Here is a 14,404-nt window from a genome sequence, read left to right on the forward strand (position 1 = left end):
TAAGTATTCCGGAAGCGGGCGCTATGGTACTCCCGACGCCGAGGTGTCGCCATGCCCGAGCATCGGGCTGGCCGCGATGACGTGCCGCAGCCGTCGGGTGACCTCTTCGGGCATCTTCCACTCCGGCGTCCGGCGCAGCACCGCGGCGATGCGGTGCATCAGTGACAGCTCGCGATAGCCCTCGTCGAGTGCAGGCTCCGGCTCGCTGCGGCTCATGTTGCGGATCTTCACCGGATGGCCGGCCGCGCGGCATGCGAGCGCCTGGCGCGTGCAGCTGCAGCGCGCGTTCTCGTCGACCAGGCCGCAGCGTCCTTGGAGGAAGTCATGCAGGCGCCGGCGGCCGCGCGACAGCCGCTGGCGATACGCGGCCGGACTGATGCCGAGCACACGGGCCCCGTGCGCCGTGTCGACGCCGAAGATCTCGCTGAGGACCAGCGCCAGGCGCTGGTCGACGTCCAGCCCCATGAGCATGCCTTGCGTGCAGCGCAGGCCGAGCTCTCTGGCTTCGTGCCGCAGCGCCGGGTCGTCGCGGTGGCTGCCGATGTCGGCGTGCGCTGTCGCGGCCAGCCCCGCATCGAGCCGCTCGGCCATGGCGTCCAGGCTGGCCATCGCGCGCCTGTCGCGTCGCTCGGCGGCATCGCGCAGGTGATTGGCGGCGATGCTGTGGACCCAGGTCGCGAACGTGCTGCGGCGCTCGAACGACGCCAGCGAGGTGACGATGCGGATCAGGATCTCCTGCGACGCGTCCTGCGCGTCGGCCGGCGAGCCGAGCATGCGCAGCGACAGGCGGTACACCTGGTGCTGGATGCCGGCGATCAGCTGTTCCAGCGCGCGCTCGCTGCCGGCGACCGCGGCCTCGATCAGCGGCAGGGCCTCGTGGTCGTTCATCGCGCGTCCTCCTTGGCCTGCGGCCGCACCACCGCGATCGTGGCCAGTGCCGTCGCCACCAGCTCGCGACGCCCGCCGTCGAGCGCGTACACGTCGGCGCGGCTGACGACCTGCCGCCGGCCGGCACGCACCACTTCGCCGATCACCTCGAGCAGCTCGCCGCGAGCCGGCGCCAGCAGGTTGATCTTGTACTCCGAGGTCACGACATCGCCGACCAGCGTCGCCGCCGTCCACGACGCGGCCGTGTCCGCGAGGTAGCCCAGCACCGCGCCGTGCACCTGGCCGTGATGCTGGCGCAGGTCGTCGCGGACCGGCAGTTGCAGCACGACCCGGCCCGGACGGATGTCGCCTATGCGCGTGCCCATCCAGCGGGCGAACGGACTGCGCGTGATGACCTCTTCGCAGATCGCGCGCAGCTCGGCGGGATCGGTGGTCAGGGCAGCGGGCGCCGGGACGGCGGCCGCAACGGTGGAGGTCGGGGAGGTCGGTTGCATGACGGGCTCCTGGGCTGTGGAACCTGGTTGGACGGAGCGACCGCCGTCGTTGTGACTGAAGACAGCGCCCGGTCTCAGGAGCCGGCCGCCGCGGCCCCCGCGCCGCGCTGCCGGCTGACCGCGCCGGGCGACATGCCGACGAAGCGCTTGAAGGCGCGGCTGAACGCCGCTTCCGACTGGTAGCCGACGCGGCTCGCCAGCCGCGCGATGCCTTCATCGTGCTGCTGCAGCCGGATCAGCGCGACGTGCATGCGCCAGCGCGCGACGTACTGCATGGCCGGCATGCCGACCAGCTCGGTGAAGCGCGCCGCGAAGGCGGAGCGCGACATGCCCGCTTCGCTCGCGAGCGAGGCCAGGGTCCACGGCTGTGCCGGGTCGCGGTGGACCGCGGCCAGCACCCGCCCGATCTGCCGGTCCTTCAGCGCGCCCAGCCACCCGGCACGTGCAGCGGGCGCCTCGGCGATCCAGCTGCGGATGGCCTGGATCACCAGGATGTCCGCCAGGCGCGTGACGACCGCCTCGCCGCCGGGGCGCAGCTCGCGTGCTTCGGCGGCCATCAGGCGCAGCGTGCTGTGCATCCAGTCGGTGTAGGGCGAGCCGGGGGCTTCCATGCCCAGCACGCGCGGCAGCATGGCGACGAGGTGATGCGCGGCGGGATCGTCGAAGCGGACGGCGCCGCACACCAGGTGCGTCGCGGCCCCGCCGCCGCCCTGGCGCAGGATCTCGTAGCGCTCGCTCAGCGTCTCGCGCGGCAGCTCGAACAGCTTCGCTGCCGCGCCACCCGGCTCGCTCGCCAGTCGATGTCCCTGGCCGTGCGGCACCAGCGTGAGGTCGCCCGGCTGCAGCATGCGCGGCGCTTCGCCCGGCACCTCGAGCCAGCAGCGGCCCGCGGTGACGACGTGGAACATCAGGCAGTCCGGCATCGGCGGCAGCTCCAGTCCCCAGGGCGCCGTGAAGTCGGAGCGGCAATAGAAGACGCCGCTCATGCGCAGGTGATGCAGCGCATCGCCGAGCGCGTCCACCGGTGACCAGGGATCGGGGTGTTCCATGGGGCTATGGTGCGATTGGGGAGCTTGTTCGTCCAGCAAGTCTGGACGATCGAGCATGAAATCACGATGCGCAATCATTGGAAGTCCTGACTCCGCCGCCGAAACTGGATCCATCGCAAAACTTGATTAGAAGGAGATGAGCGATGAAGGTCCTGGTGGTCGGAGCGACGGGTGGCTCGGGGCGGGCGGCGGTGAGCGGCCTGCTCGCGGCAGGGCATGAGGTGACGGCGTTCTCGCGCCGTGCGCAGAGCCTGCAGGCGATGTCGCCCGCGCTGCGCTGCGTGAACGGCGACGCCATGAGCGCCGGCGACGTCGAGCGCGCCGTGCAAGGGCATGACGCGGTGATCGTGGTGCTCGGCATTGCCGAGAGCGCGCTGCGGGTGCGGCTGCTGGGCAGCGCCGGCACGCCGATGGACGTCCGCTCGGCGGGCACGCGCAACGTCGTTGCCGCGATGAAGCGGCATGGCGTGCGCCGCCTGGTGGTGCAGTCCAGCTTCGGTGTCGGCGAGACGCGCCACAAGCTGCCGTGGGTGTACCGGCTGATGTTCGCGCTGCTGCTGAAGCCGCAGATCGCCGACACGGAGCGGCAGGAGCGCGAGGTGCGCGCCAGCGGCCTCGACTGGGTGATCGCCCAGCCGGTGAACCTGACCGACACGCCCGCCGACACGCCGCCGTTCGTCTCGGCCGAGGGTCAGACCCGGCGCATGCAGGTGTCGCGGCAGCAGGTGGGGCGCTTTCTGGCCGACGTGGTGCGCGGCGACGCTTTCGTCGGTCGCTCGGTGGCCCTGTCCGGCGGGTGAGACTCAGTGCACCAGGTCGCGCGCGACGCTCGCCGACGCGTCCGTCGCCGCTTCCATGCCGTTGCGGAAGAGTTGCTCCACGGCGGCGCGAAGTCGTCGCGAGACTTCGCGTCCCATGTTCATCTGCACGAGCGCGAACTGCTCGACATCCTGCCTGTACAGCGCATGCAGGTGAGCGGAGCGGATCTCGATCGCGCTGCAATCCTCGAGGGCCCTGACCGAGGCGCTGCGAGGCATCAGGTCCATCAGCGCCATCTCGCCGAAGCAGTCGCCTTCGGCCAGTTCGCGCAGCAGGAACGACTGCCCCTTCCAGTGCTTGAGCACCGCCACGCGGCCCTGTTCGAGCACGTACATGCCGGTGGCCGCATCGCCCTCGTGAAAGAAGAACTCGCCGGCGTGTATCGACACCGACCGCGCCTGGTCCAGCAGGAAGCGCAGGATGTCCTCCCGAATGGCGCCGAAGATCGGCATGCCCTGCAACAGTTCGACTCGAGTGGTCTGCATCACCGCTCCCAGACCTCCGGAACGCACCGGTATTGGTCAGTGTAGGCCCCATGACAGGGCATCGCGATCCCTCGAGATGAGCGTGATGGCTCCGGACAAACCCCTGGATGTCGGACGCTCGCTTTAGGGGGTCAGGGGGTCAGCACGCTTGACAACCCGAAGTGCCGCAGGCTTCATACAAGGTCGGTCCGTTCGCCGAGTTGTGGAGTTGTAGAAGGGGGTGCGATGCGACCAACAGTCACTGGAGAAGCCCGCAGGCATCTGGCGGCGTGCTCCCGCTGCGGAGCTGCCAACGGCATCACCGCCTTGGCCTGCTGGCAGTGCGATCTTCAGCTCATGCCCGAACCGTTGCCGATGCGCCCGGCGGCGTCGGTACCGCCGCCGGTCGAGGACGAGGTGCCGGTGGTCGACACGGAAGTGCCGCCGGCAGTGCTCGAGCAGATCCGTGCGCGCGCTGCGGCCGCCGTCGATCACGACGGCCCGCGCACCCTGCCGCCGTTCGCGCCGCCGCACGACACCGTCACTGCCAACGATCCGCTGTTCGCCAGCGCGGCGCCGTCAGCCGCCAGGCCCTCGCGGCTGGTGTGGGCGGTGGCCGCGCTCACGCTGGTGGGCGGCCTGATCGGCTCGCTGCTGTGGCGAGGCGACGAGGCAACGCCGGTGAACGCGAAGGATGCGCGCGCTCCAGCGGTGCCGGCGGCCGCGCCCGTGAAGCGCGCCGAGGTCGATCCCCCACCGGTCACGCCGCCGCCGGCCGCTGCCGTCGCCGCGCCCCAACCCGTGGCGGTCGCGCCGGTCGTCGAGCCGCCGGCCCAGGCGGTGCCGCCGCCGGTGAAGACCGCGCGCAGCAAGCCCGTCGAGCGTGTCGCGCCGCGTGCGCCGACGCGCAGCGTCGCCGTGCTTCGGCAGGATCCCGTGCCCGAGAGTCCGCCTCGGCCGGAGCAGCCCCCGCCGCCGGTCAAGGCCGCCTGCACGCCGCAGGTCGCCGCCCTGGCGCTGTGCACGCTCGACCGGTGAAGGAGACGCGACGCATGCCCTGGAGATTCATCGCTGGCCTGGTCGTGGCATGCCTGGCGGGATCGACCGCCTTCGCGTCCGCGAGCTACAAGATCGTCACCGCGTCGGAGCGCGGCACCTACATCCAGATCGGCCGTGACCTCGCGAAGTTCATCGCGCCGCCGGCCGACATCGAACTCGAAGCGCTGCCGTCCGCGGGCTCGGCCGAGAACGTGGAGCGCCTGCGCTACGAGCCCGGCGTGAAGTTCGCGCTCGTGCAATCCGACGTGTACCAGGCCTTCCTGGATCACGCCGCCGGCGGCAATGCCGACGCGGACGCCATGATCCGCCCGCTGCGGGTGATCCTGCCGCTGTACAACGAAGAGATCTACTTCATCGCGCGATCCGACTCGCCGCTGAACTTCGTGCACGAGATCAAGGACGCGAAGATCAACGTCGGCGCGCTGCGCAGCGGCACCGCGATGTCGTCGACCACGATCTTCCGCCAGATGTTCGGCTCGGCCATCCCCGAGGGCAACGCCAGCTACCTGAGCAACGAGGAGGCGCTGGTCAAGCTGATCGGCGACAAGAGCATCGACGTCGTGGTCGTCGTGGCCGGGCAGCCCGCCAAGCTGCTGGTCGACATGAAGCCCGAGGCGCGCCAACTCATCAAGCTGCTCAAGTTCGATCCCAACCACCCCTCGAGCAAGGCGGCACTGCGCACCTACTTCAATGCCACGGTGCGAGCGGCGAGCTATCCCAACCTGCTGGCCGAGGACATTCCCAGCGTCGCGGTGAAGGCGTTCCTCGTCACCTACGACTACAAGCTCGCCTCCACCAGCGATCACCTCAACCGCTTCGCGCGCTCGCTGTGCCAGAACTTCCCCCGGCTGCGCGAGCAGGGGCATCCCAAGTGGCGTGAAGTGGAGATCGGCCTGCCGGAACTCGGCCGCGGCTGGCTCTACTACCCGCAGACCGAGCGCGCGCTGCGCGCCTGCATGGCGAACCAGCCGAAGGTGCAGCCGGTGCGCGCATGCACGCAGCAGGAGAAGATCCTCGGGTTGTGCAAGTGATGGTGATGCACCACCTTCACTGAGGATCGCGCAGCAGCCGCGCGGCCAGCACCATGTTGCGCAGCGCCGCCTCGGTCTCCGGCCAGGCGCGGGTCTTCAACCCGCAATCCGGATTGACCCAAAGCCTTTGCGCGGGCACCACGGCCGCGGCCTTGCGCATCAGGTGCAGCATCTCCTCCACCGGCGGCACGCGCGGCGAGTGGATGTCGTAGACCCCCGGCCCGATCTCGTTCGGGTACTCGAACTCGGCGAAGCCGCGCAGCAGCTCCATCTGCGAGCGGCTGGTCTCGATGGTGATGACGTCGGCATCCATCGCCGCGATGGCCGGCAGGATGTCGTTGAACTCCGCATAGCACATGTGCGTGTGGACCTGCGTGCCATCGCCGACGCCGGCCGCCGTCACGCGGAACGCGCGTGAGGCCCACGCGAGATAGTCGGCCCATTGCGAGCGCCGCAACGGCAGCCCTTCGCGGATCGCGGGCTCGTCGATCTGGATCACGGCAATGCCGGCGCGCTCCAGGTCGAGCACCTCGTCGCGCATCGCGAGCGCGATCTGCAGCGCGGTGTCGGCGCGCGGCTGGTCGTCGCGCACGAAGGACCACTGCAGGATGGTGATGGGCCCGGTCAGCATGCCCTTCATCGGACGGCGCGTGAGGCTTTGCGCGTATTCGGTCCACTCGACCGTCATCGGCGCCGCGCGCGAGACGTCGCCGAACAGGATGGGCGGCTTCACGCAGCGAGAACCGTACGACTGCACCCAGCCGTTGGCCGTGAAGGCGAAGCCCTCGAGCTGCTCGCCGAAGTACTCGACCATGTCGTTGCGCTCGGCTTCGCCGTGTACCAGCACATCGAGGCCGATCGCCTCCTGCCGGGCGACCGCGTCCGCGATGGCGCTGCGCATCGCCTGACGGTAGTCCGCCTCCGGCAATGCGCCGCGGCGGAAGGCGGCCCGCACGCCGCGGATGTCGGCCGTCTGCGGGAACGAGCCAATCGTCGTGGTGGGAAAAGGCGGCAATTGCAGGCGAGCGTGCTGCACGGCGGCTCGCTGCTCGAACGGCGACTGGCGGCGATCGGCATTCGAGGGCAGGGTGGCGCAGCGCGCGGCGACGGTGGCGTTCTTCACGCGGGGGCTGCTCGCGCGAGCCGCAACGGCGGCGCGGGCGGCGAACAGCTCTCGGCGCACGGCCGCCGGTCCGTGGACCAGCGCCTGCTGCAGCACCCGGATCTCGTCCAGCTTCTCGACCGCGCCGGCGAGCCAGCTGCGCAGTTCGGCGTCGAGCGCGGAGTCGTCGCCGAGCGCGATGGGCACGTGCAGCAACGAGCAGGACGGCGCGATCCACAGGCGGCCCTGCCGCTGTGCCAGCGCCGGCTGCAGCAGCGTCAGCGCCGCATCGAGATCGGTGCGCCACACGTTGCGGCCGTCCACGATGCCGAGCGAAAGCTCGCGCTCCAGCGGCAGCCGCTGCAGTACCTGGTCGAGCTCGTGCGGCGCGCGCACGCAGTCGAGGTGCAGGCCGGCGACCGGCAGCCCGCACGCCAGCTCGAGATGCTGCTGCAGCGGCGAGAAGTAGGTGGCCAGCAGGATCGACATGTCGGCCGCCGCGAGCCGCCGATACGCGGGCTCGAAGGCAGCGACCCACGCGGGCGGCAGGTCGAGCCCCAGGATGGGCTCGTCGACCTGCACCCATTGCACGCCGGCCGCGCCCAGGCGGATGAGGACCTCGTTGTACGCCGCCAGCAGCCGCTCCAGCAGGCTCAGGCGGTCGAAGCCGTCGGCCTTTTCCTTGCCCAGCCAGAGAAAGCTCAAGGGCCCGAGCAGCACGACCTTCACCCGGTGACCCAGCGCCTGCGCCTCGGCCACTTCCCCGAGGAGGCGCCGCGAAGCGAGCCCGAAGCGCGTGTCGGCGTCGAACTCGGGCACGAGATAGTGGTAGTTGGTGTCGAACCACTTGGTCATCTCCAGTGCCGGCCGCCCTTCGGCCGCGGCATGGCCGCACGCGCAGCCGTCGTCGTGCTGGTGCTCCGCCGCGACGCCGCGCGCCAGCATGAAGTAGCGCGCGAGCTCCGGTACGTCGCCGGTGAAGCCGAAGCGCGCGGGCTCACAACCCAGCATCTGGATGTGGTTGGCGACGTGATCGCCGTAGGCGAAGTCGCCGACGGTGACGAAGTCCAGTCCGGCGTCGCGCTGCAGCTGCCAATGTCGGCGGCGCAGTTCGCGGCCGGTGGCTTCGAGCTCGGCGACTCCGATCTCGCCGCGCCAGTGGCGCTCCAGTGCGAACTTGAGCTCGCGGGCAGCGCCCATGCGCGGGAAACCGAGGAGGTGGGTGCAGACGATGGCCATGGCAATGAGGGGACAAACGAGCTGGCATCGTCGGCCTGCGCTCATTATGATTCAAGCGAAAGTTTCTTTGATCGATCATGAAAACCGCTCAACATGCAGTCGCCACTTGAGCTGCGACACCTAAAGACCCTGGTCGCCCTGCGCGAGGCCGGCAACCTGTCGCGGGCCGCGCAACTGCTGAACCTGACGCAATCGGCGCTGTCGCACCAGCTCAAGGCGCTGGAGGAGCATTACGGCGCGGTCGTCTTCGAGCGCAAGTCGAACCCGGTGAGCTTCACGGCGCCGGGCCAGCGCCTGCTCCAGCTGGCCGACGGCGTGCTCCCCCAGGTGCAGGACGCCGAGCGCGACGTCGCCCGGCTGGTGTCGGGCAGCAGCGGCGCGTTGCGCATCGTCGTGGAGTGCCACACCTGCTTCGACTGGCTGATGCCGGCGATGGACGCGTTCCGCGCCCGCTGGCCCGAGGTCGAGCTCGACATCGTCTCGGGCTTCCATGCCGACCCGGTGGCGCTGCTGCACCAGGACCGCGCCGAGGTGGCCATCGTCTCCGAGCTGGCCGAAGGCGAGGAGCAGGGCATCGAGTACCTGCCGCTGTTCAGCTTCGAGATCGTCGCGCTGCTGCCCCACAGCCACCCGCTGCTCGAGCGGCCGGCGCTCGCGGCGCAGGACTTTGCCGGCCAGACGCTGATCACCTATCCCGTGCCCGACGACATGCTCGACCTGGTGCGCCGCGTCCTGGCGCCGGCCGGCGTGGCGCCGGCACGGCGCACCAGCGAGCTCACGGTGGCGATCCTGCAGCTTGTCGCCAGCGGCCGCGGCCTGGCGGCGCTGCCGCTGTGGGCGGTGAAGAGCTACCTCGACCGGGGCTATGTCGCCAGCCAGCGCATCGGCGACGACGGCCTGGTCGGGCGCCTGTATGCCGCGGTCCCGGCGCGGCTGCGCGAACGGCCGTATGTGCGCGAGTTCGTCCGCCTGATGCGCGAGACCTCGCTGCTGAGCCTGCCAGGCGTATCGCTGCTGTGACTTGCGGCGAGGGACATGGTAGCGCTATCCTTTCACGCACGATGACCATCGATGCCGCCGTCCCTTCGCGCCGTGCCCGCCGCGGCACCGGCGCCATCACGTTGCACGAGGTGGCGCGCCTGGCGGGTGTGGCGCCGATCACCGCCTCGCGCGCCCTGAACAAGCCCGAGCAGGTGTCCGAGGAGGTCCGACGCAAGGTCGCCGAAGCGGTCCAGCGAACCGGCTACGTGCCCAACCGCCTTGCCGGTTCGCTGGCGTCGTCGCGCAGCCGGCTGGTCGCGGCCGTGGTGCCCACCATCGCCGGGCCGGTGTTCCTCGAGACCGTGCAGGCGCTGACCGAATCGCTTGCCGCAGAGGGCTATCAGCTGATGCTGGGCCAGAGCGGCTACGTCGACTCGCGCGAGGACGCGCTGCTCGAGGCCATCATCGGCCGCCGCCCCGACGGCATCGTGCTGACCGGCATCGTGCATTCGGCGCAGGGCCGGCGCCGCCTGCTGTCCGCCGGCATTCCGGTGGTGGAGACCTGGGACCTCACGCCGACCCCGATCGACATGCTGGTCGGCTTTTCGCACGACGAAGTCGGCCGCGCCGTCGTGCAGCATCTGCGGGCCAAGGGCCATCGGCGGCTGGCCATCGTGTCGGGGGACGACGAGCGCGCGCAGCGCCGCAACCGGGGCTTCATTGCCGCGGCGTCGGCCGCGCGGCTTCCGAAGGTGCGGATCGTCGAGGTGCCGGCGCCGACCACGCTGCGCAGCGGCCGCATCGCATTGAACGACCTGCTGATGCAGACGTCCCCGCCCGATGCGGTGTTCTGCAGCTCCGATCTCCTCGCGCTGGGCGTGCTCACCGAGGCGCAGGCGCGCGGCCTGTCGGTGCCGGACGACCTCGCGGTGATGGGCTTCGGCGACCTGCAGTTCGCGGCGGATCTTCAGCCGGCGCTGACCACCGTGCGCATCGACGGCACGGCCATCGGCCGGCAGGCGGCGCGCTTCATCGTCGATCGCGCGGAGGGGCGGGCGGTGGCGCAGCGCGTGGTCGACATCGGCTTCTCGATCGTCGAGCGCGACAGCGTCTGAGTCCTTTCGATACGTAGATCCGCGTACGCGAACCAGCTTGAAGACGACCCATGGTACCGCTACCATTGTGCCTCTGAACGGTAGCGCTACCAGCCGCCGGATCCACGAGTTCGCCGCGGGCCCACCCGCTCTACAGGAGACATGCCATGAAGAAGTTGTTGTCCGCCGTCGTCCTGGCGTGCGTCGCTGCCGGCGGCGCCCAGGCGCAAGCCACGGCCGGTTCGGGCCAGGCCTGGCCCTCGGCCAAGCCGATCACGCTGGTGGTGCCGTTCCCGCCGGGCGGCTCGACCGACACGGTGGCCCGCGCCATCGGTCCGAAGATGCAGGAGCGGCTCGGCCAGACCGTGCTCACCGACAACAAGCCGGGCGCGACCGGCACCATTGCCGCCGGCCAGGTCAAGCGCGCCGCGCCCGACGGCTACACGCTGTTCGTCACCTCGCTCGGACCGCTGGTCATCGTTCCCCACCTGATGAAGGGCCTGCAGTACGACCCGCTGCATGACTTCGATCCCATCACCATCGCCGTGCAGGCGCCCAATGTGCTGGCGGTGCCGGCGTCATCGCCCTACAAGAGCGTCGCCGACGTGCTCGCGGCGCTGAAGAAGGACCCCGGCAAGGTCACCTTCGCCTCGTCCGGCAACGGCTCGTCCGACCACCTGACGGCGGCGGTGTTCTGGCAGCAGACCGGCACCACCGGCATCCACGTGCCGTACAAGGGCGGCGGCCCGGTCATGCAGGACCTGCTCGGCGGCCAGGTCGACCTCTCGTTCCAGAACATCAATGCGGTGGTGCCTCACGTGAAGTCGGGCAAGCTGCGCGCGCTGGCGGTGACCAGCAAGCAGCGCGCCGCGACGCTGCCCGACGTGCCCACACTGGCCGAGGCCGGCGTCAACGGCGTCGACGTCTACTCGTGGCAGGCGGTGCTGGCTCCCAAGGGACTGCCGGGCGACGTCCGGTCCAAGCTGCACGCCGCCGTCGTGGCCGCGCTCGCCGACCCGGCGGTGAAGAAGCAGTTCGCCGACCTCGGCTTCGAAACGGTCGCCAACACGCCCGAGCAGTTCGCCGCCTACCAGCAGCAGGAGTACGTCCGCTGGAAGAAGGTGATCGAAATCGGCAAGATCACCGCCGAGTGAGCACACCCATGGCCACGTCTTCCTCTCCGACGATCACCGGGCTGCGCGTCATCCCGGTCGCGGGCCGCGACAGCATGCTGCTGAACCTCAGCGGCGCGCACGGTCCCTTCTTCACCCGCAACCTGCTCATCCTCACCGACAGCGCCGGCCGCACAGGCGTCGGCGAAGTGCCGGGCGGCGAGAAGATCCGCCGCACGCTGGAAGACGCAGCGGCGCTGGTCGTGGGCCAGCCGGTCGGTGCGCACCTGCAGGTGCTGCGCCGCATGGAGCGCGAGTTTGCCGACCGCGATGCGGGCGGCCGCGGCCTGCAGACCTTCGACCTGCGCACCAGCATCCATGCGGTGACGGCCGTCGAGTCGGCGCTGCTCGACCTCCTGGGCCAGCACCTGGACGTGCCGGTCGCCGCGCTGCTCGGCGAAGGCCAGCAGCGCGACGCGGTCGAGATGCTCGGCTACCTGTTCTACGTGGGCGACCGCGGCAAGACCGACCTGGCGTACCGCAGCGAGCCAGACGCGCAGGACGACTGGCTGCGCCTGCGCCACGAGACGGCGCTCACGCCGCAGGCCATCGTGCGTCTGGCCGAGGCGGCGCAGCAGCGCTACGGCTTCAACGACTTCAAGCTCAAGGGCGGCGTGCTTCGCGGCGAGGAAGAGGTCGAAGCGATCGTCGCGCTGCACGAGCGCTTTCCCACGGCGCGGGTCACCCTCGACCCGAACGGCGGCTGGCTGCTGAAGGACGCCATCCGGCTGATGCGCGACATGCGCGGCGTGCTGGCATACGCCGAAGACCCGTGCGGCGCGGAACAGGGCTTCTCGGGCCGCGAGGTGATGGCCGAATTCCGTCGCGCCACCGGCCTGCCCACGGCGACCAACATGGTGGCCACCGACTGGCGCCAGATGAGCCACGCGCTCGCGCTGCAGTCGGTCGACATTCCGCTCGCCGATCCGCACTTCTGGACACTGGCCGGCTCGGTGCGCGTCGCCCAGACCTGCCGCGACTGGGGGCTCACCTGGGGCTCGCACTCGAACAATCACTTCGACGTCTCCCTGGCGATGTTCACCCACGTCGGCGCCGCTGCCCCCGGCCGCGTGACGGCGATCGACACGCACTGGATCTGGCAGGACGGCCAGCGCCTGACCAAGGAGCCGCTGCAGATCGCAGGCGGCCATGTGCAGGTGCCGAAGAAGCCGGGGCTGGGCATCGAGCTGGACATGGCCGAAGTCGAGAAGGCGCACCAGCTGTATCGCGAGCATGGCCTCGGCGCGCGCGATGATGCGGTCGCGATGCAATACCTGGTGCCGAACTGGAGCTTCGATCCGAAGCGACCCTGCCTCGTGCGCTGACACTGAAGGAGTGCCTGAATGAGACCGAACAAGCTGCGCCAGATGTGGCAGGCGAACCAGGCCGTGGTCAACGGCTGGCTCGCCATTCCCAGCGGATTCAGCGCCGAGGTGATGGCGCACCAGGGGTGGGACTCCCTGACCATCGACCTTCAGCACGGCGTGGTCGACTACCAGGCGATGGTCGGCATGCTGCAGGCGATTTCGACCACGCCCACCGTGCCGGTGGTGCGGGTGCCGTGGCTGGAGCCCGGCATCATCATGAAGACGCTGGATGCGGGCGCCTACGGCGTGATCTGCCCGATGGTGAACACCCGCGAGGACGCGCAGCGCCTGGTCGCCTACAGTCACTATGCGCCGCGCGGCACGCGCAGCTTCGGTCCGGTGCGCGCACTGCTCTACGGCGGCGCCGACTACCCGGAGACGGCCAACGACACCATCGTCACCTTCGCGATGATCGAGACGGCGCAGGCGCTGGACAACCTCGATGCCATCCTCTCGGTGGAGGGGCTGGACGCGATCTATGTCGGTCCTTCCGATCTGTCGCTGGCGCTCGGCTGCAAGCCCAGCTTCGACGACGTGGAGCCGCCGGTCGCGCAGGCGATCGAGCACATCCTGGAGCGCGCGACCGCCCATGGACTGGTGGCCGGCATCCACAACGGCACGCCCCAGGTCGCGCGGGGACGCGTGGAGAAGGGCTATCGGTTCGTCACGGTGAGCTCGGACGCGCGGCTCATGGCGGCGGGCTCGCAACAGGTGCTGGCGCAGATGCGCGCAAGCTGATTCGACGGAGACCCATCATGCAACTCGGATTCATCGGACTCGGAATCATGGGCACGCCGATGTGCGGCCACTTGATCAAGGCGGGGCATCGCGTGTTCGTGCATACGCGCAGCAAGGTGCCGGCCGAGATCGCCGCGTCGGCGACCGTGTGCGCCAGCCAGCGCGAGGTCGCCGAATCGGCCGACATCGTCTTCCTGATGCTGCCGGACACGCCGGACGTGGAGGCGGTGCTGTTCGGCGAGGCGGGGGTGGCCAGCGGGCTGAGCCGTGGCAAGGCGGTGGTGGACATGAGCTCGATCTCGCCGCTGGCGACCAAGGAGTACGCGCGGCGCATCGTGGAGCGCGGCTGCGAGTACCTGGACGCGCCGGTGTCCGGCGGGGAGGTGGGCGCCAAGGCGGGCTCGCTGACGATCATGGTGGGGGGCACGCCGGAGGGGTTCGAGCGGGTCAAGCCGCTGTTCGAGCTGATGGGCAAGAACATCACGCTGGTGGGCGGCCACGGCGACGGGCAGACCACGAAGGTGGCCAACCAGATCATCGTGGCGCTGAACATTGCGGCGGTGGGCGAGGCGCTGCTGTTCGCGAGCAAGGCGGGGGCGGATCCGGCCAAGGTGCGCCAGGCGCTGATGGGCGGGTTTGCGGCCAGCCGCATCCTGGAGGTGCACGGCGAGCGCATGATCCAGCGCACGTTCAACCCGGGGTTTCGCATCGGGCTGCACCAGAAGGACCTGAACCTGGCGCTGGCCGGGGCCAAGGCGATCGGCGTGGCGCTGCCGCAGACGGCCGGGGCGGCGCAGCTGATGCAGGCGTGCGCGGCCAACGGCTGGGACCAGCTCGATCACTCGGCGCTGGTCAAGGCGCTGGAGCTGATGGCGCGGCACGAAGTGGCGCCGGGGTGATGGGCGAG

General features: G+C 70.1%; 14 protein-coding genes. 9 read left to right on the top strand and 5 right to left on the bottom strand.

Translation table 11 applies throughout. The annotated features are described in order from the left end of the window. Positions 1–21: 21 nt before the first annotated feature. From P7V53_RS09930 to P7V53_RS09940, 3 genes are all read right to left on the bottom strand, one after another. Complete coding sequence (locus tag P7V53_RS09930) at positions 22–888, bottom strand: RNA polymerase sigma factor (protein WP_280155323.1); 867 nt, start codon at positions 886–888, stop codon at positions 22–24. Further along, positions 885–1,382: a PaaI family thioesterase gene (locus P7V53_RS09935; RefSeq protein WP_280155324.1), complete on the bottom strand. Its 498-nt coding sequence runs from the start codon at positions 1,380–1,382 to the stop codon at positions 885–887. The genes P7V53_RS09930 and P7V53_RS09935 overlap by 4 nt, the downstream gene beginning before the upstream one ends. A gap of 74 nt (positions 1,383–1,456) precedes the next feature. Further along, the gene (locus P7V53_RS09940; protein WP_280155325.1) at positions 1,457–2,431 is read right to left on the bottom strand and encodes an AraC family transcriptional regulator; all 975 of its coding nucleotides are present in this window, start codon (positions 2,429–2,431) and stop codon (positions 1,457–1,459) included. A 143-nt stretch (positions 2,432–2,574) separates the two neighbouring features. Between P7V53_RS09940 and P7V53_RS09945 the strand changes: the two genes are divergently transcribed. Then, positions 2,575–3,231: an SDR family oxidoreductase gene (locus P7V53_RS09945; protein WP_280155326.1), complete on the top strand. Its 657-nt coding sequence runs from the start codon at positions 2,575–2,577 to the stop codon at positions 3,229–3,231. Between the two features lie 3 nt (positions 3,232–3,234). On the opposite strand, the gene P7V53_RS09950 is transcribed toward P7V53_RS09945, so the two are convergent. After that, positions 3,235–3,735 carry a cyclic nucleotide-binding domain-containing protein gene (locus P7V53_RS09950; protein WP_280155327.1) on the bottom strand — a complete coding sequence of 167 codons (501 nt, stop codon included), beginning with the start codon at positions 3,733–3,735 and terminating at the stop codon, positions 3,235–3,237. A gap of 336 nt (positions 3,736–4,071) precedes the next feature. On the opposite strand from P7V53_RS09950, the gene P7V53_RS09955 reads away from it, so the two are divergent. Both P7V53_RS09955 and P7V53_RS09960 read left to right on the top strand, forming a co-directional pair. After that, positions 4,072–4,752, top strand: a complete 681-nt coding sequence (locus P7V53_RS09955; RefSeq protein ID WP_280155328.1) for a hypothetical protein — start codon at positions 4,072–4,074, stop codon at positions 4,750–4,752. Positions 4,753–4,766: 14 nt separating this feature from the next. Next, entirely contained in the window at positions 4,767–5,804 is a 1,038-nt protein-coding gene (locus tag P7V53_RS09960) for a TAXI family TRAP transporter solute-binding subunit (RefSeq protein WP_280155329.1), read from the top strand. 16 nt (positions 5,805–5,820) lie between these two features. On the opposite strand, the gene metE is transcribed toward P7V53_RS09960, so the two are convergent. Next, positions 5,821–8,145 carry a 5-methyltetrahydropteroyltriglutamate--homocysteine S-methyltransferase gene (gene metE, locus P7V53_RS09965; protein WP_280155330.1) on the bottom strand — a complete coding sequence of 775 codons (2,325 nt, stop codon included), beginning with the start codon at positions 8,143–8,145 and terminating at the stop codon, positions 5,821–5,823. A 93-nt stretch (positions 8,146–8,238) separates the two neighbouring features. Here metE and P7V53_RS09970 point away from each other — a divergent pair, with 93 nt between their 5' ends. From P7V53_RS09970 to P7V53_RS09995, 6 genes are all read left to right on the top strand, one after another. Further along, the gene (locus P7V53_RS09970; protein WP_280155331.1) at positions 8,239–9,165 is read left to right on the top strand and encodes a LysR family transcriptional regulator; all 927 of its coding nucleotides are present in this window, start codon (positions 8,239–8,241) and stop codon (positions 9,163–9,165) included. A gap of 41 nt (positions 9,166–9,206) precedes the next feature. Next, the gene (locus P7V53_RS09975; protein WP_280155332.1) at positions 9,207–10,241 is read left to right on the top strand and encodes a LacI family DNA-binding transcriptional regulator; all 1,035 of its coding nucleotides are present in this window, start codon (positions 9,207–9,209) and stop codon (positions 10,239–10,241) included. A gap of 146 nt (positions 10,242–10,387) precedes the next feature. Further along, positions 10,388–11,374, top strand: coding sequence for a tripartite tricarboxylate transporter substrate binding protein (locus P7V53_RS09980; protein ID WP_280155333.1), 987 nt, complete (start codon positions 10,388–10,390; stop codon positions 11,372–11,374). A gap of 8 nt (positions 11,375–11,382) precedes the next feature. Next, entirely contained in the window at positions 11,383–12,717 is a 1,335-nt protein-coding gene (gene gudD / locus P7V53_RS09985) for a glucarate dehydratase (RefSeq protein WP_280155334.1), read from the top strand. Positions 12,718–12,735: 18 nt separating this feature from the next. Next, positions 12,736–13,497 (top strand): aldolase/citrate lyase family protein, encoded by a 762-nt coding sequence (locus P7V53_RS09990; RefSeq protein WP_280155335.1) that lies wholly within the window; start codon positions 12,736–12,738, stop codon positions 13,495–13,497. 14 nt (positions 13,498–13,511) lie between these two features. Then, complete coding sequence (locus P7V53_RS09995) at positions 13,512–14,396, top strand: 2-hydroxy-3-oxopropionate reductase (protein WP_280156477.1); 885 nt, start codon at positions 13,512–13,514, stop codon at positions 14,394–14,396. The last annotated feature ends 8 nt before the right edge of the window (positions 14,397–14,404 follow it).

Source organism: Piscinibacter sp. XHJ-5 (assembly GCF_029855045.1).
Classification (GTDB): domain Bacteria; phylum Pseudomonadota; class Gammaproteobacteria; order Burkholderiales; family Burkholderiaceae_C; genus Albitalea.

Coding starts and splice junctions, on each gene's coding strand:
- P7V53_RS09970 (WP_280155331.1), top strand. CDS start 8,239: ATGCAGTCGCCACTTGAGCTGCGACACCTAAAGACCCTGGTCGCCCTG.
- metE (WP_280155330.1), bottom strand. CDS start 8,145: ATGGCCATCGTCTGCACCCACCTCCTCGGTTTCCCGCGCATGGGCGCT.
- P7V53_RS09960 (WP_280155329.1), top strand. CDS start 4,767: ATGCCCTGGAGATTCATCGCTGGCCTGGTCGTGGCATGCCTGGCGGGA.
- P7V53_RS09935 (WP_280155324.1), bottom strand. CDS start 1,382: ATGCAACCGACCTCCCCGACCTCCACCGTTGCGGCCGCCGTCCCGGCG.
- P7V53_RS09940 (WP_280155325.1), bottom strand. CDS start 2,431: ATGGAACACCCCGATCCCTGGTCACCGGTGGACGCGCTCGGCGATGCG.
- P7V53_RS09945 (WP_280155326.1), top strand. CDS start 2,575: ATGAAGGTCCTGGTGGTCGGAGCGACGGGTGGCTCGGGGCGGGCGGCG.
- P7V53_RS09990 (WP_280155335.1), top strand. CDS start 12,736: ATGAGACCGAACAAGCTGCGCCAGATGTGGCAGGCGAACCAGGCCGTG.
- P7V53_RS09930 (WP_280155323.1), bottom strand. CDS start 888: ATGAACGACCACGAGGCCCTGCCGCTGATCGAGGCCGCGGTCGCCGGC.
- P7V53_RS09950 (WP_280155327.1), bottom strand. CDS start 3,735: ATGCAGACCACTCGAGTCGAACTGTTGCAGGGCATGCCGATCTTCGGC.
- P7V53_RS09975 (WP_280155332.1), top strand. CDS start 9,207: ATGACCATCGATGCCGCCGTCCCTTCGCGCCGTGCCCGCCGCGGCACC.
- P7V53_RS09955 (WP_280155328.1), top strand. CDS start 4,072: ATGCCCGAACCGTTGCCGATGCGCCCGGCGGCGTCGGTACCGCCGCCG.
- gudD (WP_280155334.1), top strand. CDS start 11,383: ATGGCCACGTCTTCCTCTCCGACGATCACCGGGCTGCGCGTCATCCCG.
- P7V53_RS09980 (WP_280155333.1), top strand. CDS start 10,388: ATGAAGAAGTTGTTGTCCGCCGTCGTCCTGGCGTGCGTCGCTGCCGGC.